Raw genomic sequence first — 26,058 nt, forward strand, 5'->3', positions numbered from 1 at the left:
TTCAGGTCAGAGAACGCGGTGCAGTTGTTCGGTGAAGGCGCGGATGCGGGCATCGTCGCGGCGGTAGTAGGTCCACTGCCCGCGCCGAGTGGCGTTGAGGAAGCCGACGCGCTGCAGGATCGCCAGGTGCACCGACATGGTCGAGGCCGAGGTGCCTGCCTTCTGCTGGATGAGACCGACGCACACGCCGAGTTCGGCCGTCTCGTCGGCTCGTCCCGGGAAGTGCGCCTGCGGGTCCTTGAGCCACTCCAGGATGCGCAACCGGGTCTCGTTCGCCAGGGCCTTGCACTCGTCGAGCACGCTCACCACCTTCGGTATTTCGCTAATTAACGAACTTACGCCTGGAGTGGTGGCAGGGCACCATGACCCTGCTCACTCGTCCCCACACCGCTTCCGCCGCCCTGTGTAGCGCGCGGTGTGGCGTTTACATTCCAGTCGCCGACAAGCCGTCAGATCGGCAGACCGTCGCGCAGTCGGGTTGCCGCGGCGACGATGGCGCCCGCCTGGATCGCGACCAACCGATCCAGCGGAACCGACCGGCCAGGCGCGTTGCGCTCGATATCGGCGCTCCACCCCTCGAATATCGCGGCGACGCGCGTGCGTTCGGCGGCCAGTTCCGGCGACGGGTCCCGTCGCATTTCCTCATCGAGCAGGCGCAGCAGCATGCCGCCGCTGCGCAGGCGGTGCAGGCCGGTCCAGACGTACTCCTCGGTGAATACCTCACCGCGGGTCGCGGCACGCTCCTGATCGGCCGCCGCATCCTTTGCCGCGGCCAGATCCAGCAGGTCCGTCAGCCCGGCCCGCAGCGACCGTTCGAACGGACTGCGCCCGGTCGCCCGGTCGCCCAGCCGATCCAGCACTCCCGCCACGAGCTCGACGAGTTCCCGACATGCCGTTGCGGCGGCGCGCATTACGCTGCCGACGGAACGGTCGCTCGCCGCCGGGTCGGTGATCCGCGGATCACCCCACAGCGGTAATTCGATGACGAGTACCGCCGTCCCGTAGGCAGCCGAGTAGTCCCGGCTCCCACCGCCGCCGATCGACGGCACCGGGTCCACGCCGACCGCCACCAAGGCGTCGGCCATCTGCGCGAACGTCGGTAGCTCGAAAACGCCCGGCGCCCAGCTTTTCGCGCCGGGCGCGTCCGGCTCGCCTTGATACAGCGGCACATTCGCATCGGCGAGCAACCGCGTCAGCGTCGCGTAGTACTCGGCGTCACCGCCGGTGGTATAGAAGAAGCCGCCGCCGAAATCGCCGTTGTGCAGCGACGCGATCAGTGCGGGACGGGTGCGGTCGATAAGGGCCATCAGCGCCTTGGTCTCCGGAAGCGGCACACCGACTTCGGTGCCCTGCCAGGTGATCGGGAAACACCATTCCGGTTGTTCGGACCCCGCCGGGCGATAGAAGTCGCGGGCCACGGCGGTCCTGGTCATCGGTCCGGCGAACCACCCTTCGTTGAGTCGAGTCCCGTCCGGATCCACGCAGAGCACGAAATGCCAAGTGGCGCCGAGGGTGTCCATGTCGCCCCGAGTCAGCCGGTGCAGCAGATGCTGGATCGTCGCCATCCCGATGGGTTCGTTCGGGTGTGGATTGCCGAGCACGACAAGGTGCCGCTGTCCCGATCCGATCCGGACCTCGCGGATCGGATCGCCACCGCGGGAACGCCCGATCTCCTCGACGGTGACCACGTCCGGATGTGCGGCTGCCAACCCATCGACGAACCTGTTGAGCTCGTCGACCGTCGGGAACGAGTCCATCCGCTCCACCGGCCCGACGATCTCGGCTACCTCATCCAGCACGCGCACCTTGTCCTCCTCGTCGCCGCGTCCACAGCCGGTCGACGCGGCAGCAACACCTGCGGCAATCAGGGCGAACAGTCTGCGTCTTGCCAGCTCGTGCATCACGACTCTTTCGATAATCTGATTATTTCAATAATGAGATTATCATCAGGGGATGAAGCGCGCACAGATCCGGGAGAACAACCGGGAGGCCCTGATCACGGCGGCGATCACCGAGATCGCCGCCAACGGATATCAGTCGGCAAGACTCGGCGATGTCGCCGACCAGGCGGGTCTGACCACCGGCGCGATCTACTCGATCTTCGGCAGCAAACGAGCGCTGCTCATCGCCGCGATCCACCAGATGGTCGCGGAATATCACGACACCATGCGCCCGCTGGCCGATCCCGCGCTGACGCTCGACGAAGTGCTGCGGGGCTACGCGGATGCGGTGCTCGATGCGACAGGAGACAGCCGCGCCCGGGAGTACTTCGCCTTCGAACTGGAAACATTGGCCACCACACTGCGCGATCCGCAGCTGATGGCGGAGGTCGACGCGCAGGTGCCAAGCGGCCTGGAACTGCTGCGGACGCTACTCACCGATCGCGTGATCGACCCGCCCCACCACCGCGGCACTACCGCCGAACAAGCCGCCCGGCTGGCTCCGGCGGTACACGCCCTGGTGAACGGCTTCGCCCACCGCGCCGTCATCGACCCCACCGAGGTGGACCGCGCCGACGTCATCGCCGCCCTTACCGCACTGAAGGCGCTCCTCGCCTGATCACAGCGCGGACTATCGCCGTGCGGCCCACCACCTTCCGAGGCAGCGGGCCGCGCGGTTCGTGAATCAATAAGCGATGAACAAGATTTCGTCGCGCGAGTAGTCGTGACCGGGGTGTTTCTCGGCCAGGTGAGCTTGGGTCTTCGCGACCAAGTCGTCCTCGTCGGTTCCGACGATGGCTTCTCCGCAGGGGCAGTTCAGGTTTCGCTTCATCAGCCGTCCTTCCTCTCGATGACGAGTCTAGGCGGGTGGTGCTATCGAACCGCTGCGCAACCCGGAGTCATCGCGGGGCGGCGCGGTGTGGATCTCGGGTGCGCTCGCCGGGGCGCGTTTCAGCCGATTCGGCGGCGGCTCGTCCTGACCGGCGATCGCCACGGCATTGCCGCCGCGTCGTTTCGCCCGATACATCGCCGAATCGGAGCCGCGCAGCAGCCTGCGATAGGTGGTCTCGTTGTACGGGGTATCCCGGCGCGACGTGTCGAGGACCGCGACGCCGACGCTGGCGGTGATCCGCACCGGAAGCTCGGACATGGTCTCGATCGCCTCGCGCAGCCGCTCGCCGACGGTGGCGGCGTCCTCGCGCAGGCGCCCGACGACCACGAACTCCTCCCCGCCGGTGCGCGCGACGAGGGTATGCGGCTCGACGGCCGCGCGTATCCGTTGCGCCGTTCGGATCAGCACCTCGTCGCCGAACGCATGGCCGAAGCTGTCGTTGACGGCTTTGAACCGGTCCAGGTCGAGCGTCGCGACGTACACCGCCCGGCCCTGGCAGTGGCCGATGTGCGACGCCAGGTAGGAGTCCAGGCCGCGCCGGTTCAACAGCACGGTCAACGGATCGGACAAGGCGTCCATGCGCAGCAGCCAGTGGCAGAACTGCACGAACGGGAGAATCACGCCGACCACGACGAGCATGACCAGGATGACGGCAAGACCCAAGGCGAGATCTTCCGGCCGATGACCGGCATTCGTCTGCCCGGGGTCGGCCAGCGCGCCGCTGTACATCAACCACGCCAACATAACGCTGGTCAGGAATGTCCACCCGACGTGTAACGCCAGCACCCGCGGTCCGTGAAACACGGTCACATAGCCGCCCATCGCCATCAACAGAAAGACGCCCAACACCCCGACCACGCGGTCGTGCACCAGCAGGTTGTTGGCGGTGGTGTCGATATCGAAAAGCACGATCCAGACGAGCGACTCGGTTTCGCGCGGCCACGGCAAAAACCACCAGCGCACCGTCCACGCCCCGGCGACAACGGCTTCGACGATGCCTTGTATTTCCCCCACCGGCCCGGCGACATCGCCCTGCGCGATCGAGGCGAGCACCGCGATCACCAGCATGACCAGCCCACCGGCGCCGAGCATGAACTTGAATCGGCCGAGCGCGCCATGGGAACCGAACGTTTCGACGAGACCGCGGTAATCGACCGGGTCTCGCCACCATGTTCGAAACATCGATCGATTATCGGCCATTCAGTTACCGCCCTCGAGTCGACAACGGACCCGGGTGTACCCGGGGATTACCCTGGTCATCCAACTTGGCGTGCTAATCGACGTTAAGGCGGTTTTTCATATTCTGCAATGTGAGATCAGCACACTATCCGTGTGGACAGCGACGGCCTATTCTCGTGGTGGATTTCCTCAAGCCGCGGCGGGTCGGTTATTTCTTCCTCGCCCGGTAGGCTGCCACGGCGTTACGGTTCCCGCATGCGGTGCTGCAGTACCGGCGAGATCGGTTGCGGGACAAGTCGAGAACGATCCCCTCGCACGCACTGTCGGCACAGACGGACAACCGGCTCAGCTCATCGGAGCGGATCAGATCGATCATCGCCATCGCGGTCTCGACCGCGATCCGGACGGGCAGCGGCGCCGCGGCGGGCACCGCGTGAATGTGATAGTCGATATCGCCGTGGCGGACCAGCTGCGGCATCGCCCGATGCCGCGCCAGGGACTCGTTCACCAGCCGCACCGCCGTATCGCGGTCACTGGTGAGCATCCGGCGTAGCGGCGCACGCAAGGCCCGCACCGCCGCGAGCTCCTCGGTGTCGCCGGTGTGCACGCCGGTGTAGGCGTGCCTGACGAAAAACTCGTCCAGCTGGGCGATTTCGGTGAGCGTATCCGGGTCCTCCGCCGAGTTCACCAGCTCAACCGCGGCCATCAGCGCAGCCTCGGTGTCATCAGCAAAAGTCATGTTGACATATTACCCCCTCGGTCATAGCGTCATTACCCATGACGACGATGACTCATGACATAGCAGTAGCTCGACGGCTCAGATCAGGACTGCTCTTCGCGATGTTGTCCGCCTCGTCGTTCGGCCTCTCCGGCCCACTGGCCCGCGGTTTGATGGACGCCGGTTGGAGCTCCGCGTCCGTCGTAGCGGTCCGCGTGCTGGTGGCCGCCGCCGTACTCCTGCCGATCGCGGCCGGTCAGCTGCGCGGCAATTGGCAACTGTTGCGCCACAACGCATCCCTGATCACCGCGTACGGCCTGGTCGCCGTGGCTGGCACCCAGTTGGCGTACTTCAACGCCGTCGCCCACATGGCGGTCGGGGTGGCGCTGCTCATCGAGTACACCGCCCCGATCGCCGTAGTCGGCTGGCTGTGGCTGCGGCACCGCCAACGCCCGGGTGCCGCGACGGTCGCCGGTGCCGCACTCGGCATCACCGGCCTGTTCCTGGTCATCGACCTGAGCTCCGGCCGCACCACCAGCTGGGTCGGCATCGCGTGGGCACTGGCCGCCATGGTCGGCGCGGCCGCGTACTTCGTGCTCTCCGCCCAGGGCGACGGCACGCTACCGGGCACCGTCCTGGCCGCGGGGGCACTCCTCATCGGCGGACTCGCCCTGTTGGCGGCGGGCGCGGTCGGCATTCTCCCCCTGCATGCCACCACCGATCCTGTCGTCTTCCAGCACTTCACCGTTTCCTGGTGGCTGCCGGTGCTGGTCCTCGGCGTGGTGACCGCCGCACTCGCCTACGTCTCCGGCATCGTGGCCACCCGCCTGCTCGGCTCCCGGCTCGCCTCCTTCATCGCCCTCTTCGAGGTCCTTGCCGCGCTGGCGTTCGCGTGGGCGCTGCTCGGCGAGGCTCCCCGCGCCGTCCAACTGCTCGGCGGCGCACTGATCCTCACCGGCGTGATCGTCGTCCGTCGCGGCGAGCTCGATGCCGCCACCGCAACCGCCACCGAACAGCTCGACCCCGAGCGTCCGGTGCTGAACGAGGCCCGGTAGTTCGGCGATCTTGTTTGCCGTCGCCGCCGCGGGCTATCTAGTCGGTGGCGGCGGTTCGGAACTGAAGTGGCCGGGATCACCTGTGGCACAGCGTGACGGCCGTAGGCTCGGTCGTGTCGACCGGATGGTCGACGGCCGAGACGTTGTCGCAATGGGTAGTGCCGACCGGAAGGGCGATAAACAATGCTGCGAAAGTTCCTCGATCAGGGTGTCGTCTCGTTGATCGACAAGTCGGCGCGCGTGCAGGCACCACTGGTGCGCAAGTACACCGGGTTCGTTCGGGGCAGGCACCCCGGCGCGTCGCCCGAGCAGATCATCGAGCGACTCGAGAAGCATTACCTGATCGCGGTGACCGCGAGCGGCGTGCTCGTCGGGTTGAGCGCGGCCGTCCCGGGCGTGGGTACGCTGGTCGGGCTCGGCGCGGCCGGTGCCGACACCCTCTTTTTCCTGGAGGCATCGACGGTTTATGCCGTCGGCGCGACCGAAGTTTCCGGCAGTAAGGCCACGGCCCCGCGACGTCCGCTCGTCTCGGCGGTCGTGCTCGGCCAGGCCGGGACCGAAGCTCTCGGCACGGCGGGACGTTCGGCCAAACAGTGGGACACCAGATTGGCGAACAAGCTGCCGATCATCAGGAACATGGACGACTCGCCGATCAAGCGGTTCCTCGTCCAGTTCATCGTCAAACGCGGTGCCCTCGCCTTCGGCAAGGTGATCCCCGCCGGTATCGGCGCCGTCGTCGGCGGCGTGGGCAACAATGCCCTCGCCCGCGGCGTGATCAAGAACCTGCACGAAGCTATCGACGAGGCGGACCAACCGGATCAGCCGGTTTCCGCACTGGACGCCTAGCCAGGACGGACAGCGGCCCCCATGTGGCGCGGATTGCGCGGCACACGGGGGCCACTGAAATCATTCGTTCGAACGACTGGTCACCTGATTCCCGCGGTTCCTAGCATAGGAGTACTCAAATGCCCGGAGGCGCAGCGTCTTCGGCGTAGCTCTCCAGATGCCAGAGGGTTCAGATGGCCATTTTGCACGGTAGGACCGAGCCGGTCGCGGTGGAAAACGAGCTCCATTCGATTTTCGATCGCTTCATCCCCGGCCAGTGGACGTGCCTCGTTCCCGGCGAGATGACGGTCACGCACAGCGGATTGTGCTTCGTCTATTTCGACGACCGCTTCCTGCAGATGGGTTACGGCATCCACGCCGGTCTCACGCCATCGCGCGGCGTGCTCGACGTCGTCGCGAAATACAACGGCGACAATCCATTCGTGCACGCCTGGCTGTCCCCGCACGTGAGTAGCGGCAGCGAGGAATGGAGCGTCATGTGCGGCTACAAAATGTTCTACCACTGGCTGACGCTCGACCGCATGCACAACTTCACCTTCCAGATCATGCAATCCCAGCACCACGTCGTCGCCGAAATGTCCGGCGAGCTGGCCCCTTTCGGGGGATATCCGTTCTGGAACCCGGACGCGAGCTTCCCGGAGGTCACCGACCCCGCCGAGCGCATCAGGCTCGCCGGGTTCTCCCTCGTCGCGTCCCTGAAACCGGTGGTGCGCGAAATGGTCGAACACGCGGCGAGCTCTCATCGTTGACCTGACTCAGGCCGGATCCGTCACCAGTACGAAGAAACGAGCCGCACCGTAGATGCTGTCGTTGGACTCATCGGTGGTGATCATGTCGAAAGCGTAGATATCGCCGGGCTTTTCGCCGTCGTACGGCGCGATGGTCAGCGCGACGGGGATGTTCTCGCCGGGTTCCAGGCAGATACCGAGCTCGTGGCTCGGATCCCCGTCGTCGTCGATGGTCACCGTTTCCATCGGGTCGTCCGGGCAGTGGTGCGACGTAAGCCCCGCATGCGTTGCCAGGCCGGCCAATTGGGGTTCGCCCTGCGTCAACTGAACCGCTTTCAGGGCGACCTCGCCTTCGAGCGTGCAGCGGTCGGTGGCCGGCACGCCGACCATTACGGTGCGAGTCTCCGTGGTACCGACGGTCCGATAGACGATGTCGAGATTCAGCTGTCCGTGTCGCCGGTCGCAGTATGGCCGCACGTCGCCGATGCCGAGCGGCTCGCCTTCCGACGGCGTGGCGGCGATTCGCTCGTCACTGGAGCCCTCGGTGTACACGTTGGCGATCAGGCAGGTGTGACCGCCGTTGTACTGCAACTGTTCCGCGTTCGGAGTCCAGGTTTCCCGGCCGACGAGCACCGCCATCTTGGTGGGGTCATCCGGGTCGGCCGGGTTCTGCGGGGGTACCTCCTGGGCGCTGTGGATGAGGTCCGTCTTGAACGACACCTTACTTCGGTCGGTAGTGCTGTTCGGAAACCTCCGGATCGCGGCAGCGGATCCGGAGCCCGCGTTCAAATCCGCAACCCATGCCTCCAGGGTGATATTCCGGCGATACGTGACATCGGTGTTGCGGACCCGGACCACGAGTTTGTAGGCGGTCCCGATCTCTACCTTCTGGACAATCAGATCTTTCCCGTTCCAATGTTGCGGGTTCTTCCACAGATCCAGCTCCCCGATCGGGACCAGCCGGATATTCGGGCTCACCCAGAACGCGAAGACGAAGTTGCCTTGCGTGTCCTTGGGGATCGGGCGATCGCCGTTATCGATCGTCGCGACGTTGAGTCCGATGTGCAGACCCTTGGTCGTACCGCTTCCTACGCCTTCTGGACATGTCATTGCATTACTCCTTGATTGTTTCGGTTCAGCCGGCCGCGCACGCGACCTGCAGGCTGTTGATCTGGATGGAAGAGGTGGTCGAGCCGCTCTGCCCGTCGGCGTAGATGAAGTACGACGAGGCCGGGTCGATGCGGTGCCCGTTGGCACTCCTGGTGACCGTGAACGGGATCTCCCCCGCCTGGCCGTCCACCCGCGCCACCACGATCGAGCTCTGGGCGCCGCGGGCGTCGATGCGGTACAACGTCACCTGCAGCACGCCGGGCCCGATGGTGCGCCCGGTGACCGTCAAAGAGGACACCACTCCGGCCGCAGGCAACTGCACCTGCACCGCGCCCGAGGCGTCCGCCCCCGCCAGCGTGTGCGCGGTGCCGACATTGCTGAGATCCCACGGCGCTCCGCTCGTCGTGACGAACAGCGGTGGCACAGTGATCACCCGGTCACCGCCGCCACCGGCCGCCACCGCGTTCAATGCCGCGCTCACCTGCTGGAAGCGGTCCTCCAGGGTGTCGAGGTCGGCCTCCAACGCCTGGAATCGAACGTTGAAGCCGTTGTCTCCGCCTGCGGTTACCCGGTCGCGGGCGTCGACCCAGGGTTGATGTTTGAAGGTCTTCGTGAAATTGATGTTGAAGGGCACGATTCAGTCCTTTCCGATGGGGCGCGCGATGTGCTGACCACGCAGCCGATAAGTGGGGTAGGTGTAGGCGGGGAAGAGCTCCAGTTGCCCCGCTTTGAGTTCCAGCACATGGGACCGGATCACGCTGGTTTCGAATTCCACGCCCACCGGGTGTAATTCGTTGAGCACATTCATGATTCGTTCGTATTGGCCCCGCCGGATCACCACCGGTGTGCCCGCCTGCTCCATATCGAGCAGGGCCTGATCGAGACCGATCCGAACGGTGTAGGGCGGATTGCCGTCGACCCGTGCGCGGGCCCGAACCTGCACGGCGCCTGCGCTGGTCGCGGTGAGCTTCGCGAGTTCACCGGTGGAACCGTCGAGATGGGCCTTCGCCTCGTCGGCCGTTCGCACCGACCATTCGAGGCGTCGGCCGCCGACGGGGGCCAGTGGCCACAGCGCCGTGATACGGAGGGTGGGGCCGGTTGTCAGCGTGGCGACCGCATCGATTCCCCCGCTGTGCGGCTCGCCACGGAGCACAGCGAAAACCGAAGCGCCCGAGCCGAGGATGGCGACGGGCGCACCCGGGGTCGCGACGAAGCCCTGCCGCTCCCCCGCCGCGTTCCTGCGCTCGACGCCCTTGTCGAACCACGCGCCGACGTACACGGCACCCGCGGACTCGTCCACGTGCAGCCGGGACGGGAAAAGATCCAGGTCGTCGAAGCTCCGGGTCACCGTCCCGTTCGCCGAATCGAGCACCAGCAGCGAACGATTGGCCGTCACGTAGACCCGGGTGCCGCTTACCGCCAGCGCCAGCGGGACGGCGGGCAGTGCGGGTGCCGCACCCCAAGTGCCCTCCTCGACGGCGACGCTGCGCAGCGTCCTGTCCGTGCACGCGACCCACGCGGTCGTCCCGGACGGGTTGAGCGCCAAGAGCTTTCCGGTACTCGCATCGGGGATCGTCAGTTGCTTGACGACCGCCAACGAGCTCGTGTCGACGATGACGACCTGCGTGGGCAGCAGTATCACCAACCACGGCTTGCTCGGGTGCGCCACCATGGCGACCGGGGCCGCGGCGAGCGCGGGACCGACGGCCACGACCTTCGCGGTCGCCACGTCGACGGCGGTGACCGTGCGGTCGGTGCTGCTCGCGGTATACACCGTCCCGCCGTTCGCGTTCGCGGCGATACCGATTGGCGACCCGGCTACCGGGACGGTGCCGAGCAACGCACCGGTTGCGCTGTCCAGCAAGGACACTGTCGATCTACCCCGGTTCACGGTGGCGAGCGCGGATCCCGCCCGGACCGCGCCCACCGGGTTGCCGTGCTGCGGCATCGCGAACGACGTCGTGCTGCCTTCGTCCACCTCGGCCGGTCCGCCGACCTCGACGTGTTCGCCTGCCCGATGCCTGACCCGCACCACCGTGCCGGTGTTCTCGACGTGGTCGAAACCGGCTCCGTGTGCCAGTACGCCCAAGGTGGCCAGCGACATCGGCGCCTCCGCCGTCGGGGCGAGGGCGAGCTCGCGGCCGACCCGGTCCAGACCGGTGCCATTGGCATTCCAGCCCTCGACCAGCCTGACCTGTGTCGGCTGCGGCGGAAATACGCCCGCGAGTAGCCGCCCGAGGCAGTCCGCGACATTCGCCTGCATCCGGTTGATCCCGGGGGTCGCGACCTCGAGCGTCGGATCGTCGACGGTGACCAGATACTCCGGCGAGTACGCGCCGTCACCCGGCCCACCGGCAATCGACGCGTCGACGCCGGTCGAACCGTCCGCCCCGATCGTTTGCCCGGCGTCGAGCTGCACCGGCCCCATACTCAATTTGCGTGTCGCGGAATAGGTTTTGCCGCCGAGCCGGGCCTCCACTTTCACGGTGACTTCGCCGGTATGCCGTCCGCGCAGTTCGATCCGCTTGCCGGTGACCGGCCCGAGCAGCTCAGCGCGTCCCGGCCCCGCCTGCAGCACGGACCAACGCAACAGGCTGTCGCCCGGCGGCGGCGGTGCGATGTCGAGCGGGATCGGGTTGTCGACCGGGATGTCCTTGCCGTACCAGTTCCCCGGCAGCGGACCGGTGATCTCGATCGACGAGGTATCGGCGATCGAGGCATAGACATCGGCACTGCCCGCACGGTGCTGCACCCAGGAGAAGCCAGCCCGGTGAGCCAGGGCGGCGAGCCGGTCCGCCGGAATCCTGGGATGCCGCAGTATCACCGCGCGCCCGACGGCACGTAGGTCGGCGGCTTTCGGGTCGTACAGGGCGACACTCAGCCGGATGTCGGGCAGCACGTCGTCGGGTTGCACCAGCCGGACCAGTGCCTCCAGGTTCCGCCGCATGGGCTGGCGAATCCGGCGCTCGCCGCCGGTGAAGGCGGGCCGGTCGTTGTCGTAGGCCACCAGCCACCGCGGATCGAACTGATCGTCGGCGATCGTGCCGCAGATCTCGGATTCCGTTGTGCCCCTTCGCCCCCGAGCGTCGATTGTCTCGCCGGGCCGGAGGGCCACCGGTCGGATAGTGACGGTATGCGAGCCGACAGGCGACCGGACGAACGCATCGGACACGGTGATCGGGCGCGGAACGCCGTTGATTTCACCGACGATGTCGTTCAACGCGTCCTTGATATTCGCCGGTGTCGGCAGGTTCCACCGCCGGAACAGCGCAAGGCGGTGCCGATAGCTCGTGTCGTCCTCGCCGAGCACAGGGGCGAACGAGGTCAGCGCCCGCCGGGAGATCCGGACCTCGTCGAGCGTGCCGTAGAAACCGCTGCTGAAGCCGCCACCCGTGTTGTCGCTGAAACCGATCCGCAGCGGCGCGGTGTTGGTCAGCGCCCCGACGGTGGTCGCCTGCGTCGCCGCGAGTTCGCCGTTCACGAACAGCCGAGCCAGCCCGCGGTCGCGATCGAGGACCCCGGCGAGGTGATGAAACCTGTCGGTGTCGAGGGACACGTCGGCGAACAGCTCGGTCCGAATCGCCCCGTCCGACAACAGGAACCAGACATTGCGGTCGAGCCCGCGAAAGTTCCCGATATGCAAGCCCCAGCCCGGCTTTACCGGGTCGAGCATGTCGGTGTGTTTCGAGAGCACCGCCCCGCGCCACTCGCCGGGGGCGGGCCGGACAAAGCATTCGGCGGTAAAGCTGTCGGCGGCGGCCAGGGCGAAATCAGCGTGATCGGGGACGGTGATCTCGGACTGGCCGTACACGAAGCCCATGCCGGACCCGAAACGACCGTCCGCGCCGGGTGTGGCGTTGGTCCTGCTGCCTGGATGGCCCACCCCGGTGTAGAGGGTCATCGCGTCCACCACCGTCGGCGTCTCGACCTTGTCCTCGAGGTGATAAAGCGCGATCGTGTCCGGCGCGAAGCCGTAGGGCAGCGGCGGGAATCGTGGGATGCCGAGATCGGAGCCGATGAGATCGAGCGAAAGCCCGACGGCCGCGGCGACATTGCGCTGTCCGCGCACTTGATTCAGCTGCGCGGCAAGCACATCCCGTTCGCCGCCGAGCACCCACAGCAGCGCCGCGAGATCACCGAGCAACGCGGTGAACCGGAACACGCCCCGAACGCCTTGTGGCGGCTCTCCCTGCGGCACCTCCACTGAGACGCTCTGCAGCACCGCGGTCGCGGCATCGACGCCGAGCGGGACGAGAAGCGACGTGCCCGCCGGGGTGCCGGCCGGGATGGCAAAGGAGAGACTGGCGTTCGACGATCCCGACGACCGGTAGCGAACCGTCATCGTGACCTCGACGGGGATATCTTCCCGCGCTGTGACGATGTACCGCACCCGTGGATCGGTGCCGAACCGCGCCCGGTGCTCCCCGAAATCGTAGGCAGCGAACCTGGTCTCGCGACTCTGTTCACCGGGGACGAAGGGCAGCGCGAGCCGATCGGCACCGGCGGCGAATGGGGTGGTGAGCGTGCCCGCCATCCGGTCGAGCGCGGCTGGATAGCTGATCATTGACCCACCACCTGCATGTCGACGAGCAAACTGTCCTGCCGGAACTGCGCGATCTCGGTGGGCCCGAGCGTCAGGTTCTCGCCGAACCCGACCTCGATGGGCTCGGCCTGGAACAGCTCCGCGCCGAAGGTGATTCGACCCAGCGTCGGTGGGAAGCGCCGCAGGCGGAGGTCGCGGACATCCAGCACACCCGGCTGATCGACCAGCACGCACATCACCTGGGAGAACACCACGTCACTGCCGAGTCGCAGCACATCGAGATTGCTCGAGAGGCGATCGAGCAGGGCCGCGCGCAGGGACTTCGGATCCTGACCCGGCTCGATGACGACGGTCGCACGCAGTCCGACCTCGATGTGGTCGGCCTCGACGATGTTCGGGTAGATGCCGACCGGCCGTACCCGGTCGACCTCCGCCTTGACCTGTTCGTAGATGCCGACGACCGGTCCGGTCGTCCGCCAGGGCCGCGCGAACTCGTGCGCGACAACGACATCGAAGAAATAGGGTTCGCCGAACTTTCGTTCACCGCTGAAAGTGCGCTCGCCGAAGTTGAATTGGTCGAAGAAGCTCTGCGTGACATCGGTGCCACCGAGCGAATCCGACAACAGCACATCGACAACACCGCGCACCCGGAGCGCGGCCGCCCGCACGCTCTGCAGCGTCCACATGTCACGGGGAAAGCCGAGTTGCCTTGCCCGGTAGGCGGTGTCGTCCTCGGTATCGGCGCCGCCCGCGAAGGCGCTCGGATTGGTCGCGGTGACGGTCACCGTCGTCGGGAAGTGCAGTTGCGTGCGCAGGTAGTCGGGGTCCACGCCGACGAGCTGCTCCGGTTCGATATCGGCTCGGCCACCCGCCACGAAGGCGCGCGCACGCACCGTCGCGACGGGCGACTTCGCACTCAGTGTCACCGGTGCCGTGAGGTAGAAGGCGTTGGGTGTCGGCAGGTTGTCCAACAGCACCGTGCCTTCCGGCAACAGGTAGCTGCGGCCGGGCTCGGCACCGACGATTTCCAACTGCGCATCGCCCTCGGCGAACAGATGGTTGCGCTCCAGCCCGATGTCCGCACCGAGCAGATTCAGATCGTCGCCGGAGGCGGTAGAGGCGAACTGGCCGTAGTAGACGTCCTCCAGCCGTTTCCACAGCTCGGCGTCTTCATCGGAGGTCGCCTGCAACAGTTTGGTCAGCACACTGGTACTGGACAGGTCGATCTCGGGACCGAACACATCGACCGCTCGCCGCTGGGCCGCTCGCAGGATCTCGGCAAGGCCCTTGAGCACGAATCCATCTCTGGTCACCCCGAATTGCGTCATGCCGCCGCCCCCAATTCCGTCGTCAACGTCGCCGCGGTGCCGTCACCGGCGATGATCGACACCTCGACGTTCCACTTCCGGTGATGCGGATCAACCTGCGCATCCAGTACGTCGATATCGCGGATCTCGCGCACCCGCTGGTCCGTGCTGATGGTGCGAACCAGGTTGAGCCGAACGAGATCCCGCATTTCGTACGCACCCGCCGGGGTGGTGAAGACGGCGCGGTAGTCGAATCCGTACCTGGTGTCGTAGCGATCGCTGCCCAGCGGTGTCAGCACGCGCAATTGGAGTGCCTGCGCCAGGTTGGGCAGTCCGGAGACGAGGGCTATGTCGCCGTCCGCGAGCACGATGTCGCCGCGGTCGAGCCGAATCCCGATACCGTGTCCTGTTGCCATGATCGTTCCTCCTACTTCGCATCGAGAATGGTCTGGGCCGCGTCGACCACCGTGAACTTGCCCGCGTTCGCTGCCGACGCATCGGTCAACGCCGCCGCCGTGGCCAGCACCACCGGCTGCCCACCGACTTTCAGCACGGTCGACACGCCCGCGGTGAACGGGAGCAGCTTCTTGCAGGGGCCGCCCGCCGGCGTGACCGTTGTGCAGGCGAACGTCGCGGCTCGAAAATCCGTCACCAGCAGCACCGGGTTGCCGTTCACGGTGAGCGCGGCGCTGGAGCGCACGGTGAGCGGTGCGTGCGCGCAGGTGAGTTGTGAGTTCGTGACAAGCACTTTCGCCATCACCCCACCTCCACCGAGGTGGCCGTGAGCTTGATGGAGTCCGCGGTCATGGTGATCTCGCCGCCGCTGATGGCGATCGACGCCTTGCCGTTGCCGAACGTCAGATCCTTGCCTTCGGTGGTGATGTCCACCGAGCCGTCCTCGGCCACCGTGATCGTTGTGCCCTTGCCGTGCTTAATGGTCAGCGTCTGCGCCGTCGGTGGGGTCGGGCGCTCACCGACCTCGGGCAGCACCTCCGTGCCCACCTCGATCGCGAGCCCGACGGCCTGCACGACCCGGTGTCCACCGGCGTCGATGAGATCGTTGACGCCCTTGCCCTCGGGCCGCCCGTCCGATACCGCGGTCGGCAAGCACAACCAGTAGTCACCGGCCTCGTTCTTGGGCGGAACGTGTTTCGCGTGGCGCGACCACAGGAATCCCGCGGCGATCGCGTCGTTCACCTCACCGCCGTTGTGCACCAGCAGCGATCGCATGCCCGGATAGACCGGAACCATCAATCCTGTTCGGTCCCAGGCGAATACCGACGCCAGCGGTTTGTCGTGCAGCATCAACCGGTTGTCCACCGGGTCGTCGACGCTCGACGCGGACGGTTGCTGCCCGTAGCGGAGCGTGGCCCGATGCCCGCCGTTGTCGCCCTCTCCGGTCTTGCGGTACCCGGCGATGTCACCCACGTCGACGTTGGGGTGTCCGGCGAGGACGCCGCGGGTCAACGCGTGCAGGTCATCGATCACGGCGTGTGGCCCACTGACCGCCTCGGCGCGATCGGCCGAGCCGGCGTCGAGCACCGTTACCGCACAGGTGTAACCGCTGCGCAGACTGAACAGGTGCTGCACCGATTCGACGCGCAGGTCGTGCGTCTCCAGATCGTCCATCGACACTCTGGCGCCGATCTGGAGGGCCGGATCGCCGAGCACCGTCAGTTCGTATCGCGTCGTCGTGCCCGGGGCCGCCTGCGGATCCGGTGATCCGCTGTCCCATCGGCGCCGGTCGACAATGTTGTCCGCGTTGCGGAACATGGCGGGCGGCGCGGGGTCGCTGATGGTGCCGAGCACCGCCTTTTCATTGCGCACTGCCAGCGGCGCGCCCGCTTTGGCCGCCAGCGCCCCCAACGCGCTCAGCGCCGTGCCGTCCGCGATGGTGACATCCTTGTCCGTACCGGTGACCCCGTCGTGCAGGATGTGCACGGTGGTTTCGGCCGCCACGGCAGCGAGGATCTGCGCGAAGGTCGACTCACCCGGCTTGTGGTAGGAGAACCTTTGCCGGAGTAGGTGATAGCCGCCCAACTCCTTGCCCTTGAGGTGAGTCAGCAGACTTCCGTCGGCGGCGACCTCGGTGCGAATGTCGGTGACCGCGCCGCGCAGCACCGGCCGCAACTGGGTCGATGGCTGGTCGAAGTAGCCGAGGCCGATGTCGACGAGCAACGGATCCCGCGACCCGGCCCGGGTCCGGGACTGTTCGGCGAGTCTCTCGGCTTCGTCCAGCGGCAGGTCCCACAGGGTGATCTCGAAGGTCGTCGCGTGTGGGCCGAGCGTCGCCTTCGTCTTGACGGCGGCATCGAGCAGCAGGTCCCCGTGCAACACGTCGTTGGACAGCCGCAGCAGTGGCGTCGGCGCGGTGGTGCCCGCGCGGAATTCGAGTTTGTACCAGATTATGAAGCCCATCGCAGCGCCACACCCCCGACCACTGACGAGTTGTGCGCACCGGACGCGTTGAGGTTGCGCGGGTGCACGGCCGATTCGGTGAAGAGCAGAGCCAGTTCCTGGGCGTGATACTCGCGGTGCGGAACAAGCTTGCGGCGAAACAGGATTCGGGTGCCCGCCGCCTCCTCGGTGGCGACCTCCAGCACCAGGAACGCACCGGGTTGCGGCAGCGGCAGCGGCTCGTCGCGGTCGAGCAGTTCCTCATCGGTCACGTTCACGTAGCACGACAAGACATAGTTGCGCCCGCCGAAGGACATGCGCACGGCCTGCGGGAATCCCTGATCGGCGTCGATCGGGAGACGGAGATAGCGGTACGGCGTCGGGTTCATGGCTTCCTCGCGATTCACAGCGGGATCGACGGGACGGAGGGCACGGACGCGGGCTCGGCCGGGCCCGCGAAAAGCGCGCTGCCCCCGGCCAGCGCCAGGTCGGCCAGCTCACCGAGTACGGCCGTCGCGCTGCTCCTCGGCACATGACTGAGGCTGATCGAGACGTCGATCGCGTCCCGCTTCTGCGCGCTCTGGGTGAACCGGAGGTCGGTGATCTGCATGTCCAGGCTGATCGTCAACCCGCACACCACCGGGATACCGGTCACGGCAAGGGCTTTCGCGGTCGCCGCGACGAGCAGCCGGGATGTCAACGCGAGCGCTTCCAGCTCCTTCTTCAGTAACAACCGGTCCGGTCCCAGCAACATGGCCTCGATCGCGATGGCCTTGCGGGTCGGCGCGATAGCCTGCGAGAACGAACTATCCGCGACCCGCTGGATCTGGTATCCCTCGGTCATCGAGATGCTCTGCACGTAGAGCAACGGGACCGGGCCGATCAGTACTGGTTGCGCCGTCATTGCTCCGGCTCCTTCTTGATCATCTGTTTGACTGCGGGTGGTTCGAGTTCGTCGACGAGTTCGTCCGCGATGCCGGGCGGCTCATCGACCAGTTCGTCGGCCACGCGAATGCGTGGCTGCTCGACCTCCACTCGGAGCCGCGGCGGCTCCGCTGCCACGCGAAGGCCTTTCGCCGCGGCGTCAGCCGCCGAACCGAAGGGTGCTTCGGCGGCCAGCCGATAGCTGATCCGCGGCGCACGGGCCACCACCGCCGGATCGAGGGAACCCTTGGCGACCAGATCGACCGCGGTCTCTATGTCGATCGGTATGCCTTCGATGTCGAGCGCAGCCTCGATGCTCATGAACCCACCCTTCGACGGATGCTCGATGGTGCTGCTGGCCAGCCGATTCCGGTACGCGGACATCACGACCAGTTGATCGCTGCCCGCTTCGGTCAGCGATTTCGCGCTGCGGAGGTGACCCGCTTCGGAAATCTCCGGATGTTCGAACCAATGCGCGGCGTCCCCAATGGTCGTCCGGAGATTTCCGTTCTCGTCCAACAGGACTCGCAGCGGGTGCGCCGGGTTCTCGCGAAGGATCCTGGCCACCTCGCGGCGGAAGGCTTCCTTGCTTGCGATGCGCCCGATCTTGCCGAGCGAGGACGCCGGAACCGTCGGGCCCGAGGTCGGCCGCACCGCCTTCGCGGCGGCTTCGGTGATCCTGGACAAGAAGTCGGCGTCGTCGAAGTCCGCCAGATCACCTGCCGCGATCCGCTCCATCAGGTGGTGATACTGCTGCGGCCCAAGCCCTTGCCGAGCGTCGGCAACCTTTTCGAGGAAGTGCTCATACCGTGCGGGGTAGGTACCGAAGGCGCGCGCGGTCGGTGCCAGTGCGTGCCCGCCTGCGTCGACGACGAACTCCAGCGCACCCCGTGCGCGGGCCACTTGGTTGAACGCCGTCGGGCCGAGATCACGCAGCTGCTCGGTCGTGAGGCGGCCCGCAACCCGCAGCATCGCGGACATCTCCTGTCCCGGTATGCCTTTCAGCAGTGCACGCATCGCGTCGCCGGACCAGCCGGGCGCGGCGTCGACGAGATCCAGCATCCGGTGCACGCCCGCAAGCACGTCCTCGGCCAGTCCGCTCGCCGGGCCGACCGCGTCCTCGACCACCTCGGCGACCCGCAGTCCGGCCGTCAGCCGCTTGCCCGCCGCCCTGGCTTGCGGGCTCGTGGCAAGGAACCGTGGCAGCGTTTTGGCCCGGCTCGGCGCGTTCGTCAGCAGTCGAAGGACGTCGTCGGAATACGACTTGGGCAACAGCCACATCAACCTGCCCACCTCGCCCGCGTCCGCCAGCTTCAGCGCAGTGGCCAGTGCCTCGAACAACCGTGCCTGCGCGGCGATCTTCTCGGCGACCGAGGCAGCCTTGGCCTCCGGCAGGCCGGTGACGAACGCGGCGAGGATCTCCAGCATCATCACCCGCGTTATCCGGCGCGCCAGTGCACTGGCGACAGCTCCCGTGCCCGCGAGTTGATCGATGTGCTGCAGACCGAGCATCGCCGTGCGCGCGGTTGTGCCCGCGCTCGCGAGCAGCGCGCGCAGCTGTGCCTGCGCCGCCGGGTCGGGCGGCGATGGCGCGGCCGGGAATCCGGGGATCGGAATCGGCATTTCGCCGAGCGCCCGGGACACCAGCAGGTAGAGCTCGAACAGTTTGGGCACGCCCGAGGCGAGCTCGACGGGCAGCAGGGGAAGATCGCCGAGGCTTGCCACGGTGCCGCGCAGCCAGTCGTAGGCGGTGCCGACGAATTCGGCGATGTCGATCATCGACATCGGGTGTTTCAGTTGGTAGACAACGATATCCAGTAGCTGCGCTGGCTCGAGCGGCGTGATCGCCAGATGTGAGCCGACCGCGATCAGCAACCGGAATGTGGGCTTGTCGAACTGGCTGAACAACTTCAGCAGCGTGCCGTCCGCGGCGAGCGGAGCCAGCAGTGCGTCCAACTCGGACTTGGACCGGCACGACGCCACCAGCTCGACCATTGCCGCGTCGAGTTGATCGGTGTCCACACCGCTCACCGGCTGCTCCGCCAGTCGCATCAGCACAAGCAGATAGCGGCGGCGATCATCGAGGGCCATCGCGGCGAACAGCGAACGGTCCAGTGCCGCAAGGATATGCGCGATGCCGAGGTCGTCGGCGTGCTCGGTGGTCAGCAGCTGGACAACCGCGCTGACGTCGGATTCGGCCAGCGATGCCGCGTTGACCGGGTCGGCCAGCCACCGCTCGATATTGTCGCCGACCCACGCGGTGGGCGAGTCCGAGACGTTCGTGCGATACAGCCGAACGCCCTCGGCCGTCGAGATGATGAGGGGGCTGTTCTCCGGATCGGTGAGGAAGGTGGCGCCGCTGGCAGGTGCACTCGACACGGTTCCCACCCGGCCCGGCTCACGGCTGACCGCGGGCGCGAAGCCGCCGAAGTCGTTGACGTGCAACGCCTTGACGAGCGGGCGGACCAGCAATCGTCCTTGCTCATGCGGCTTGGCCAGCACCGCGAAGCCGCGTGCACCGAACAGCCTGTTGCCCCAGTTGACCGCACGCGCCGGGTTGTCCGTCTCTATTTCGACATAGCCGCCTGCTTTGATCCACAGCGGCAAGTCTCGACCGAGGCTGAGCACCGGGCTGTGCGCGGTCGCACCGACGCGCAGGATGTCACCGAACACATGGAAGACGCGCTCCCGCGGGACCACGCCACTGGCGCGGGTCGCTGGCGGATCGACTGTCGGGTGCTCGTACTCGAACTCCCGCACCGCTTGGCGAATCCCGCGCCGAATCGCCTCCTCCACGCTGTGCGGGTCGTCGAGCGCCAGCGAACCGGTGAAGGTGATCGGAATCGACTGGGGTTTCCGCGAATCGGGGCTCATCGTGGCGGCTCCCGGTATTGCGGCGCGTCGAACAGCCGGACGTTGTCCGCACCCAGGTGCTTGATCGCCTTGTCCAGCACATCTTTCGGCGTATCGCTGGTGAAGTAGGCGAGGGCGCCGACCCGTCGTTGCGCCGCGGCGAGTTTCAGATCCGCGATGCGCTGGATCGTGAGCGACATCTTGGCGCCGCTCTTACCCGGCCCGCCGACGAGGATCAGCTCGCCTTGCGGACCGATCACATCGACATCCACGGCCCCGGACTCACCATTGGCGCGCTGGAACCGCAGCTTCAGATCCTCCAGCGTGCCGCCTTCGCTTACCCGTCCGCTTCTGGCCAGTCGACCGCCGGTGAGCCGGGCCACCGCGAGCTCGCGTTGGAAACCGATATTGCTTCGGACTTCGCCGAGCGGTGCCGGTACCAGGCCCGCGAACGGCACGGCCGTGTCCTTGCTCGCGCCGGTGCGGGGAAGGTAGGTCCGCGCAGGCCCGTCCGCCGCGCCCGCGCGCGGCACGACCAGATTCGCCGACGCACTGCCCCGCTTGGCCCCGCCGAGGGCGTACAGCAGCCCCCAGATCAGCTCCTCGGCCTGTTGCCGGACGGTGGCTTGCTGCCGGGCTCGCAGACCCCGAGCGATGTTGTTCGCCTCCCGCTCGGTCTTGCGCCGCGCCAGAATCCAGCCGGTGCCGGTGCCGTCGTCGATGGCCCAATCCCGGACCGGGGTCCCTTCCGGGGCGAATCCGGTGGCGGTGAAGATCCGGTCGACTTCCGCGATATCTTCGGCGGTCATGCCTGTTTCGAGCAGCTCGGACTTGCCGATTCGGTAATCGACGGAGCCTGCTTCGTCGCGCGCGGCCCGATAGAGGCTCGTGATCGCATCGGCGACGGCGACGTAGGTCGCTGGATCCGTCCCCGATCGCGACGCCACTCCCCGGAGCAGGTCGGCGAGCGGCTGCCACCTATACCGCGGGTTCAGGATGGTCGGTGGCCCTTCCGCGCGCAGCTTCGCCTCGGCGTCGGCGGCGTGCAGCCATTCCGCCTGGGCCCGCAGATGGGTCAGCTCGGCCTCGGTGGCAGGACTTGAAGTCACGCGGGACGCCCGAAGCCGCCGACCGACGCCGCTGGCCACCGACTCGGTCACCTTGTCCAGGTCCGCGGCCGTTGGGGTGCCGATGATCCGTACTTTGACCGCGAACTGGGCGGTCGTCGGCGCAGTGTGTTGCGGCCGCGTATTCGGTGGCGGCGTCTCCGTTGGCATGGCTACCCTCCTTTCGTCGTCGTGGACCTGGACCACGGATTCGGCTCAGCCGCGCCCGCGCAGCGTGGTGTGCAGCTGGTCGAAGACGTACTCGGCGACCTGGCGCAGCTGCTCTTCGCGCAACTCGCCGACCACCTCCACTTCCACCGGGAAGTGGTAGGCGGGTTCGCTTTGCTGGTCCGCGGCTTCGGCGGGCCAGGACGGATCCGGGTGCATCGCCTACTCGATTCCCGGCTGCAGGCACATGCAGGTGAACGTCGCCTGCGGCACGCCGTCGATCACGACATTGCTCGGGTTGGCGGAGGTGATGATGCACCTGCCGAACTTGAGCGCCTTGAAAGACCAGTCGGTGCCGGTCTTTTCGGCGACGGCGATCTCGAATTCCTTGCCGGTCACGGCAAGTTGGGTCAACTCGGCGACGACGGCGGCGAACGCCTGCACCGTCATGGTGAAGGTGAAGGTCTGTGGTTGGCGGACATAGCCGAGGTTGTCGGCTTCGACGCTGTGCACCACCGTGTGTGGCACGTTGAAGGTAGGGGTGAACTGGGAGATCGGGCTGATCACCGTGCTGCCCAGTCGAACTTCGAGTCGGGTATTCCAGTTGGCCATTGCTCTGTCCTCGGATTCGTGGGATCGGCCGCTAGTTGAACTTCAGGTTGATGTGGATGCGGTGCATCGCTCCCGCGTACTCGACACTGGCGAGCACCTGGGCGACCCGGCTGGTGTAGGCGTCGTGGATCGCCTGCACCTGGGTGTCGGTGAGGGTCGCCGGATCCGCGTCGAGCAGGTTGAGGATCGGAATGGTGAGCCGGTAGCTCTCCAGCACTCCGCCCGCGACCAGCGGGTTGAGCACGGCTTCCATCGTGACGATCAGTGCCCGCAACCCGGAGCGGCTGATCCGCAGGTTGCCGATCGCACCGATCAGCCGGGCCTTGAGCCGGAAGGTGACGTCGTCGATCGTGCGCTGCACATCGATGTACTTCTTCTTGCTCGGGTTGCCGGTGTAGCCCTCACCGAGGTAGGTGCCCTTGCCCGGGATGAGGGCCGGAGAGGTCAGCCACACGACACCCTTACCGGCGATCGCTGCGGGCACCGGTGGTGGCGCCTCGGGGCTGCCCTCGTCCTCGGCACCGTTGATCGTGTCGATCTGGGCATTGGTGAACGGAACATTGTTGATGGCAACCTGTTTGAGCACCATCGAGGTGTGTGGCGGATATCCGGCGATGGTGCCCGCCACCGCGCTCGCCGCGTCCTCGTCGCTCTGATGTGCCACATAGACCATCCGGTCGTCGACCAAAGTTCCTGCGACCAAGGTGGTTTCGGCGACGCCCTTCGTCAGCATCGCGACGCCCATCCGCTCCTTCCCGTCACCGGTACGGGACACCGCGTTGACGTGTTCGCGCAGCGCGGCGATGGCGCCGCCCGGCTTGGCCGTGTCGGTGGTCAGCGGCGTCTGCGCCATCACCACGAACTGGACGTCCAGCGCCTCGGCGGCGGTGAGAGCTGGTGCGATGGCCGTGCCCTGCTTGATGCCCCAGAGCCTGCTCGGGCTCGGGCTCTGCGTCATGGCGGTGATGAGCGACTTCGTGAGAGCGGACGGCGGGCCGTTGGGCGCGCTGAACTTTTCGGTCGCCTCGGCGAGGGTGCTCACCTCGACCGCGACATTCGGCGCGCCCGCTGTCGCGTCACCGATCACGACCATGTTCCCGGTCGGCCGGACGACGGGCGAGAAATTGTCGAGTACGGGGTACACCCGGACGTAATGGAGTGGCATACGGATCTCCTCCTGAATGGGGGCGAATTGAATAGGTGGCGCGGCCGCGTCACGGTTCGTGGTAGAGGGCCTGGAGTTTCGCCCGGAACGCTTCGATTTCCGCGCGCGACATAGTTACTCGGGAATCTTCGGGAGCCGCGGGTGGCTGTTCGGTTTCTTCCTTTTCCGCCGCCTCCGCGCGAGTTTGCTTCTGTGCCATGCTTACTCCTTTGTGTTTGCCCCGCCGACCGCTCAGCCGAAAACAGTGAGGATGCGCTGGCGGCCGAAGAATGCGATGATCTGCTCTTTGGTGAATCCGCTGCTCGGCACTGCCGTCTCCGGAAAGACCACCAGCGGCGCGATGGCCGAGGTGACTTCGGCGAAATCCCGGTCGGTGCGCTCCCCGACGACAGGACCGTGCGCGGCCGACAACTCACGCACATCGCGTAGTGCGCCGGTGAGATCGATGTTGTCGCGGATCAGGATTCCGACCCGGAACGCCAGCCGTCTGGTGTTCGCCGGGTCGGCGGGGTCGAATGCGGGTACCGGCTTCAGCTTCACCTCGGTGCGCAGGTAGCGGAACGCCCGGCGCAGGTCCTCGACCGTCGTCAGCCGGTGCTCCCGCATGAACGCGTCCAGATCGAGGTAGCGGAACTTCGCCCGGAATTCGTCCAGCGTGGCGAAGTCGCCGATCTCCTCGGTGCGCAACGATTCCAGTTCGCCGGGATCGATCTCGAGCACGACCGTCGCGGACAGTTCGGCGGCGACATCGATCCAGCGCGGTGCGGCGCCGTCATTGCCGGAGATGTCGACGTCTGTCCGGATATGCGCCGGCATGGTCTGCGTCCAATTGCCGGTCCTGCGGACGATCGGAAACAACGGCTGCGCGCAGTCGACGGCGACCACGTCCACCGCCGTCACGTCGTGAATCGCCGCGAAAGGCAGTTGGTAGACCGCGGAAAGCAACGTCCGGATCCTGGTACGTCCGGTATCGCCCGGTGGAAAGACAATATCGTGCACACCCGCCGCGTCCGCGAGACGAAGCAGAATACTGTCGATCTGAACGCCCATGTGTACACCTCCCATTTCACGAGGGCATCGCCGAAACAATCGCCGCTCGTGCACGCGTCGGCGCTGAGACCAATCGGTGTCGATTCGACGAGAGCCATCGTGCGTTCAGCGGGCACGGGAGGTAAGCATTTGTTTCGGCCAACGAACTGAGCGATCCGTTCAGCGAACCGAGACCCGCCCCCGTGATGTCACCCAAGCGCGGGGCCACCGCATCTCGGGGCACGCCCCGGTCACACGGGTGCGGGGCTCCTTTAGGCTTCTGCTCTTATGGCCCTGAGCGCAACGATGCACAACTTCGCCGTCCAACTTGCCGACGTCGACCGGGACGTCTACCAGGACCTGGAGTTGCGGATCGCGCGCCACCCGTCCGAAACCGACGAGTTCATGCTCACCCGGCTGCTGGCCTACTGCCTCGAGTACGAGGAAGGCATCGCCTTCAGCGACGGCGGCGTCTCGTCCACCGACGAGCCCGCGGTGCTGGTACGCGATCGCACCGGCCGCCTGACCGCCTGGATCGAAGTCGGCGCCCCCGACGCGGAACGCCTGCACCGCGGCAGCAAGCTGGCCGGACGGGCCGCCATCTATACCCACCGAGATCCGGCCAAGGTGCTGGCCCAACTCGCAGGCAAGCGGATCCACCGCGCCGAAGCCATTCCGCTCTACAGCTTCGACCGCGACTTCGTCGATTCCGCCGTCGCCGCCATCGAACGTCGCAATACCGCCACGCTGTCGATCACCGAGCGCCTGCTGTACCTGGATCTCAACGGCACCAGCCTGAGCACCTCCGTCGAAGAGCACTCACTCGGATAATCCTGCGTCCTTCATTCGGAATGCCACGTCCGATTCTCGCCGGAGCTGGGCTGTTGCGCGACGGCAGGATGACGGTATGACATCTAATGCTTTGGGGGGCTTGCGGATACAGGCCATTCCGCTGGGAACGATGCGGCGGCTCCGGAGTCAGGGGTACGACGATCATGGCCATCCGTGGGTGCGGCGCGTGGATCGCGAAGGTGGGGCACCGCTGCGTTGCTGTCTGCGTGACTCTCTGGCCGGTGAAGGGATCGTGTTGATCTCGTATGCGCCGGTGCGGGCCGCTGTGACGGTCGATGCGGGGGCGTATGACGAGGTCGGGCCGGTGTTCGTGCATGAAGATCCGTGCGACGGGTATGTCGATCAGGGACGCTATCCCACGGATTGGGCACGAGTCCGGCCACAGGTGTTGCGGGCTTATCGGGCCGACGGGTCGATCGCCGATGGGGTACGCGTGACGCCGGGCGACGACTATGACGCGGCAGCCAGGGAACTTTTATCCGATACGGATATTGCTTTCTTGCATGCCCGCAATGTCATATTCGGTTGTTACATGTTGGAAATTCTGCGCGCTTAAGAAGCCGTATGGTTTGCGAATCGTCCCCACTTCACTGGGGAGGTTCGGCGAAGCTTCGGGGATTTACAGTGAGGTATT

27 protein-coding genes are annotated in these 26,058 nt (G+C 66.5%); 6 read left to right on the plus strand and 21 right to left on the minus strand.

Translation table 11 applies throughout. The features are described from left to right. Positions 1-6: 6 nt before the first annotated feature. Both KV110_RS21920 and KV110_RS21925 read right to left on the minus strand, forming a co-directional pair. On the minus strand, positions 7-300 hold the full coding sequence (locus KV110_RS21920; RefSeq protein WP_246633907.1) for an ArsR/SmtB family transcription factor: 294 nt from the start codon (positions 298-300) through the stop codon (positions 7-9). A gap of 149 nt (positions 301-449) precedes the next feature. Continuing rightward, positions 450-1,901: a M14 family zinc carboxypeptidase gene (locus KV110_RS21925; RefSeq protein WP_218469148.1), complete on the minus strand. Its 1,452-nt coding sequence runs from the start codon at positions 1,899-1,901 to the stop codon at positions 450-452. Positions 1,902-1,953: 52 nt separating this feature from the next. Here KV110_RS21925 and KV110_RS21930 point away from each other — a divergent pair, with 52 nt between their 5' ends. After that, the gene (locus KV110_RS21930; protein WP_218469149.1) at positions 1,954-2,559 is read left to right on the plus strand and encodes a TetR/AcrR family transcriptional regulator; all 606 of its coding nucleotides are present in this window, start codon (positions 1,954-1,956) and stop codon (positions 2,557-2,559) included. Between the two features lie 66 nt (positions 2,560-2,625). On the opposite strand, the gene KV110_RS21935 is transcribed toward KV110_RS21930, so the two are convergent. The 3 genes from KV110_RS21935 to KV110_RS21945 form a co-directional block, all read right to left on the minus strand. After that, positions 2,626-2,772: a DUF1059 domain-containing protein gene (locus KV110_RS21935; RefSeq protein ID WP_218469150.1), complete on the minus strand. Its 147-nt coding sequence runs from the start codon at positions 2,770-2,772 to the stop codon at positions 2,626-2,628. Positions 2,773-2,799: 27 nt separating this feature from the next. Further along, complete coding sequence (locus KV110_RS21940; RefSeq protein WP_246633908.1) at positions 2,800-4,014, minus strand: GGDEF domain-containing protein; 1,215 nt, start codon at positions 4,012-4,014, stop codon at positions 2,800-2,802. Between the two features lie 205 nt (positions 4,015-4,219). Then, positions 4,220-4,750, minus strand: coding sequence for a CGNR zinc finger domain-containing protein (locus tag KV110_RS21945; protein WP_218469152.1), 531 nt, complete (start codon positions 4,748-4,750; stop codon positions 4,220-4,222). Between the two features lie 38 nt (positions 4,751-4,788). Between KV110_RS21945 and KV110_RS21950 the strand changes: the two genes are divergently transcribed. From KV110_RS21950 to KV110_RS21960, 3 genes are all read left to right on the plus strand, one after another. Further along, on the plus strand, positions 4,789-5,784 hold the full coding sequence (locus KV110_RS21950; protein WP_218469153.1) for an EamA family transporter: 996 nt from the start codon (positions 4,789-4,791) through the stop codon (positions 5,782-5,784). 183 nt (positions 5,785-5,967) lie between these two features. After that, on the plus strand, positions 5,968-6,630 hold the full coding sequence (locus KV110_RS21955) for a hypothetical protein (RefSeq protein ID WP_218469154.1): 663 nt from the start codon (positions 5,968-5,970) through the stop codon (positions 6,628-6,630). 173 nt (positions 6,631-6,803) lie between these two features. Then, complete coding sequence (locus KV110_RS21960) at positions 6,804-7,379, plus strand: hypothetical protein (RefSeq protein WP_218469155.1); 576 nt, start codon at positions 6,804-6,806, stop codon at positions 7,377-7,379. Between the two features lie 6 nt (positions 7,380-7,385). Here KV110_RS21960 and KV110_RS21965 read toward each other — a convergent pair whose 3' ends face one another. Genes KV110_RS21965 through KV110_RS22040 form a run of 16 tightly spaced genes read right to left on the minus strand, consistent with a single transcriptional unit; the run spans position 7,386 to position 24,593 of the window. After that, entirely contained in the window at positions 7,386-8,468 is a 1,083-nt protein-coding gene (locus KV110_RS21965) for a hypothetical protein (RefSeq protein WP_218469156.1), read from the minus strand. A 25-nt stretch (positions 8,469-8,493) separates the two neighbouring features. Next, positions 8,494-9,102 (minus strand): hypothetical protein, encoded by a 609-nt coding sequence (locus KV110_RS21970; RefSeq protein ID WP_218469157.1) that lies wholly within the window; start codon positions 9,100-9,102, stop codon positions 8,494-8,496. A gap of 3 nt (positions 9,103-9,105) precedes the next feature. After that, a complete protein-coding gene (locus KV110_RS21975; protein ID WP_218469158.1) occupies positions 9,106-13,032 on the minus strand; it encodes a LamG-like jellyroll fold domain-containing protein in 3,927 nt (1,308 codons plus the stop codon). Beyond that, positions 13,029-14,339, minus strand: a complete 1,311-nt coding sequence (locus tag KV110_RS21980) for a baseplate J/gp47 family protein (protein ID WP_218469159.1) — start codon at positions 14,337-14,339, stop codon at positions 13,029-13,031. Before KV110_RS21980 ends, KV110_RS21975 begins: the two co-directional genes overlap by 4 nt. Further along, complete coding sequence (locus KV110_RS21985) at positions 14,336-14,734, minus strand: contractile injection system sheath initiator (RefSeq protein ID WP_218469160.1); 399 nt, start codon at positions 14,732-14,734, stop codon at positions 14,336-14,338. The genes KV110_RS21980 and KV110_RS21985 overlap by 4 nt, the downstream gene beginning before the upstream one ends. An 11-nt stretch (positions 14,735-14,745) precedes the next feature. Next, a complete protein-coding gene (locus tag KV110_RS21990) occupies positions 14,746-15,075 on the minus strand; it encodes a hypothetical protein (protein ID WP_218469161.1) in 330 nt (109 codons plus the stop codon). After that, a complete protein-coding gene (locus KV110_RS21995; RefSeq protein ID WP_218469162.1) occupies positions 15,075-16,736 on the minus strand; it encodes a hypothetical protein in 1,662 nt (553 codons plus the stop codon). Before KV110_RS21995 ends, KV110_RS21990 begins: the two co-directional genes overlap by 1 nt. Further along, positions 16,724-17,104, minus strand: coding sequence for a hypothetical protein (locus KV110_RS22000; RefSeq protein ID WP_218469163.1), 381 nt, complete (start codon positions 17,102-17,104; stop codon positions 16,724-16,726). The genes KV110_RS21995 and KV110_RS22000 overlap by 13 nt, the downstream gene beginning before the upstream one ends. Positions 17,105-17,118: 14 nt before the next feature. Next, the gene (locus KV110_RS22005) at positions 17,119-17,619 is read right to left on the minus strand and encodes a hypothetical protein (RefSeq protein ID WP_218469164.1); all 501 of its coding nucleotides are present in this window, start codon (positions 17,617-17,619) and stop codon (positions 17,119-17,121) included. Then, on the minus strand, positions 17,616-20,513 hold the full coding sequence (locus KV110_RS22010) for a polymorphic toxin type 5 domain-containing protein (RefSeq protein WP_218469165.1): 2,898 nt from the start codon (positions 20,511-20,513) through the stop codon (positions 17,616-17,618). The genes KV110_RS22005 and KV110_RS22010 overlap by 4 nt, the downstream gene beginning before the upstream one ends. Continuing rightward, complete coding sequence (locus KV110_RS22015) at positions 20,510-21,769, minus strand: hypothetical protein (RefSeq protein WP_218469166.1); 1,260 nt, start codon at positions 21,767-21,769, stop codon at positions 20,510-20,512. Before KV110_RS22015 ends, KV110_RS22010 begins: the two co-directional genes overlap by 4 nt. Positions 21,770-21,814: 45 nt before the next feature. Continuing rightward, the gene (locus tag KV110_RS22020) at positions 21,815-21,985 is read right to left on the minus strand and encodes a hypothetical protein (protein ID WP_218469167.1); all 171 of its coding nucleotides are present in this window, start codon (positions 21,983-21,985) and stop codon (positions 21,815-21,817) included. A gap of 3 nt (positions 21,986-21,988) precedes the next feature. Continuing rightward, on the minus strand, positions 21,989-22,378 hold the full coding sequence (locus KV110_RS22025) for a hypothetical protein (RefSeq protein ID WP_218469168.1): 390 nt from the start codon (positions 22,376-22,378) through the stop codon (positions 21,989-21,991). A 31-nt stretch (positions 22,379-22,409) separates the two neighbouring features. After that, positions 22,410-23,543 (minus strand): hypothetical protein, encoded by a 1,134-nt coding sequence (locus KV110_RS22030; RefSeq protein ID WP_218469169.1) that lies wholly within the window; start codon positions 23,541-23,543, stop codon positions 22,410-22,412. Positions 23,544-23,592: 49 nt separating this feature from the next. After that, a complete protein-coding gene (locus KV110_RS22035) occupies positions 23,593-23,742 on the minus strand; it encodes a hypothetical protein (RefSeq protein WP_218469170.1) in 150 nt (49 codons plus the stop codon). A 32-nt stretch (positions 23,743-23,774) separates the two neighbouring features. Then, positions 23,775-24,593: a hypothetical protein gene (locus tag KV110_RS22040; protein ID WP_218469171.1), complete on the minus strand. Its 819-nt coding sequence runs from the start codon at positions 24,591-24,593 to the stop codon at positions 23,775-23,777. A 267-nt stretch (positions 24,594-24,860) separates the two neighbouring features. Between KV110_RS22040 and KV110_RS22045 the strand changes: the two genes are divergently transcribed. Both KV110_RS22045 and KV110_RS22050 read left to right on the plus strand, forming a co-directional pair. Beyond that, a complete protein-coding gene (locus tag KV110_RS22045; RefSeq protein WP_218469172.1) occupies positions 24,861-25,403 on the plus strand; it encodes a YaeQ family protein in 543 nt (180 codons plus the stop codon). A gap of 76 nt (positions 25,404-25,479) precedes the next feature. Continuing rightward, positions 25,480-25,980 carry a DUF1203 domain-containing protein gene (locus KV110_RS22050; protein WP_218469173.1) on the plus strand — a complete coding sequence of 167 codons (501 nt, stop codon included), beginning with the start codon at positions 25,480-25,482 and terminating at the stop codon, positions 25,978-25,980. The last annotated feature ends 78 nt before the right edge of the window (positions 25,981-26,058 follow it).

Source organism: Nocardia iowensis (genome assembly GCF_019222765.1).
GTDB classification, from domain to species: Bacteria; Actinomycetota; Actinomycetes; order Mycobacteriales; family Mycobacteriaceae; genus Nocardia; species Nocardia iowensis.

Bases quoted from the DNA above. Each gene is read 5' to 3' on its own strand.
- KV110_RS21975 (WP_218469158.1), bottom strand. From the start codon at position 13,032: ATGATCAGCTATCCAGCCGCGCTCGACCGGATGGCGGGCACGCTCACC.
- KV110_RS21955 (WP_218469154.1), top strand. From the start codon at position 5,968: ATGCTGCGAAAGTTCCTCGATCAGGGTGTCGTCTCGTTGATCGACAAG.
- KV110_RS22005 (WP_218469164.1), bottom strand. From the start codon at position 17,619: ATGACGGCGCAACCAGTACTGATCGGCCCGGTCCCGTTGCTCTACGTG.
- KV110_RS21990 (WP_218469161.1), bottom strand. From the start codon at position 15,075: ATGGCGAAAGTGCTTGTCACGAACTCACAACTCACCTGCGCGCACGCA.
- KV110_RS22045 (WP_218469172.1), top strand. From the start codon at position 24,861: ATGGCCCTGAGCGCAACGATGCACAACTTCGCCGTCCAACTTGCCGAC.
- KV110_RS22035 (WP_218469170.1), bottom strand. From the start codon at position 23,742: ATGGCACAGAAGCAAACTCGCGCGGAGGCGGCGGAAAAGGAAGAAACC.
- KV110_RS22040 (WP_218469171.1), bottom strand. From the start codon at position 24,593: ATGGGCGTTCAGATCGACAGTATTCTGCTTCGTCTCGCGGACGCGGCG.
- KV110_RS21925 (WP_218469148.1), bottom strand. From the start codon at position 1,901: ATGCACGAGCTGGCAAGACGCAGACTGTTCGCCCTGATTGCCGCAGGT.
- KV110_RS22000 (WP_218469163.1), bottom strand. From the start codon at position 17,104: ATGAACCCGACGCCGTACCGCTATCTCCGTCTCCCGATCGACGCCGAT.
- KV110_RS21965 (WP_218469156.1), bottom strand. From the start codon at position 8,468: ATGACATGTCCAGAAGGCGTAGGAAGCGGTACGACCAAGGGTCTGCAC.
- KV110_RS22030 (WP_218469169.1), bottom strand. From the start codon at position 23,543: ATGCCACTCCATTACGTCCGGGTGTACCCCGTACTCGACAATTTCTCG.
- KV110_RS22010 (WP_218469165.1), bottom strand. From the start codon at position 20,513: ATGAGCCCCGATTCGCGGAAACCCCAGTCGATTCCGATCACCTTCACC.
- KV110_RS22050 (WP_218469173.1), top strand. From the start codon at position 25,480: ATGACATCTAATGCTTTGGGGGGCTTGCGGATACAGGCCATTCCGCTG.
- KV110_RS22025 (WP_218469168.1), bottom strand. From the start codon at position 22,378: ATGGCCAACTGGAATACCCGACTCGAAGTTCGACTGGGCAGCACGGTG.
- KV110_RS22020 (WP_218469167.1), bottom strand. From the start codon at position 21,985: ATGCACCCGGATCCGTCCTGGCCCGCCGAAGCCGCGGACCAGCAAAGC.
- KV110_RS21995 (WP_218469162.1), bottom strand. From the start codon at position 16,736: ATGGGCTTCATAATCTGGTACAAACTCGAATTCCGCGCGGGCACCACC.
- KV110_RS21960 (WP_218469155.1), top strand. From the start codon at position 6,804: ATGGCCATTTTGCACGGTAGGACCGAGCCGGTCGCGGTGGAAAACGAG.
- KV110_RS21945 (WP_218469152.1), bottom strand. From the start codon at position 4,750: ATGACTTTTGCTGATGACACCGAGGCTGCGCTGATGGCCGCGGTTGAG.
- KV110_RS21985 (WP_218469160.1), bottom strand. From the start codon at position 14,734: ATGGCAACAGGACACGGTATCGGGATTCGGCTCGACCGCGGCGACATC.
- KV110_RS22015 (WP_218469166.1), bottom strand. From the start codon at position 21,769: ATGCCAACGGAGACGCCGCCACCGAATACGCGGCCGCAACACACTGCG.
- KV110_RS21940 (WP_246633908.1), bottom strand. From the start codon at position 4,014: ATGTTTCGAACATGGTGGCGAGACCCGGTCGATTACCGCGGTCTCGTC.
- KV110_RS21980 (WP_218469159.1), bottom strand. From the start codon at position 14,339: ATGACGCAATTCGGGGTGACCAGAGATGGATTCGTGCTCAAGGGCCTT.
- KV110_RS21950 (WP_218469153.1), top strand. From the start codon at position 4,789: ATGACGACGATGACTCATGACATAGCAGTAGCTCGACGGCTCAGATCA.
- KV110_RS21935 (WP_218469150.1), bottom strand. From the start codon at position 2,772: ATGAAGCGAAACCTGAACTGCCCCTGCGGAGAAGCCATCGTCGGAACC.
- KV110_RS21930 (WP_218469149.1), top strand. From the start codon at position 1,954: ATGAAGCGCGCACAGATCCGGGAGAACAACCGGGAGGCCCTGATCACG.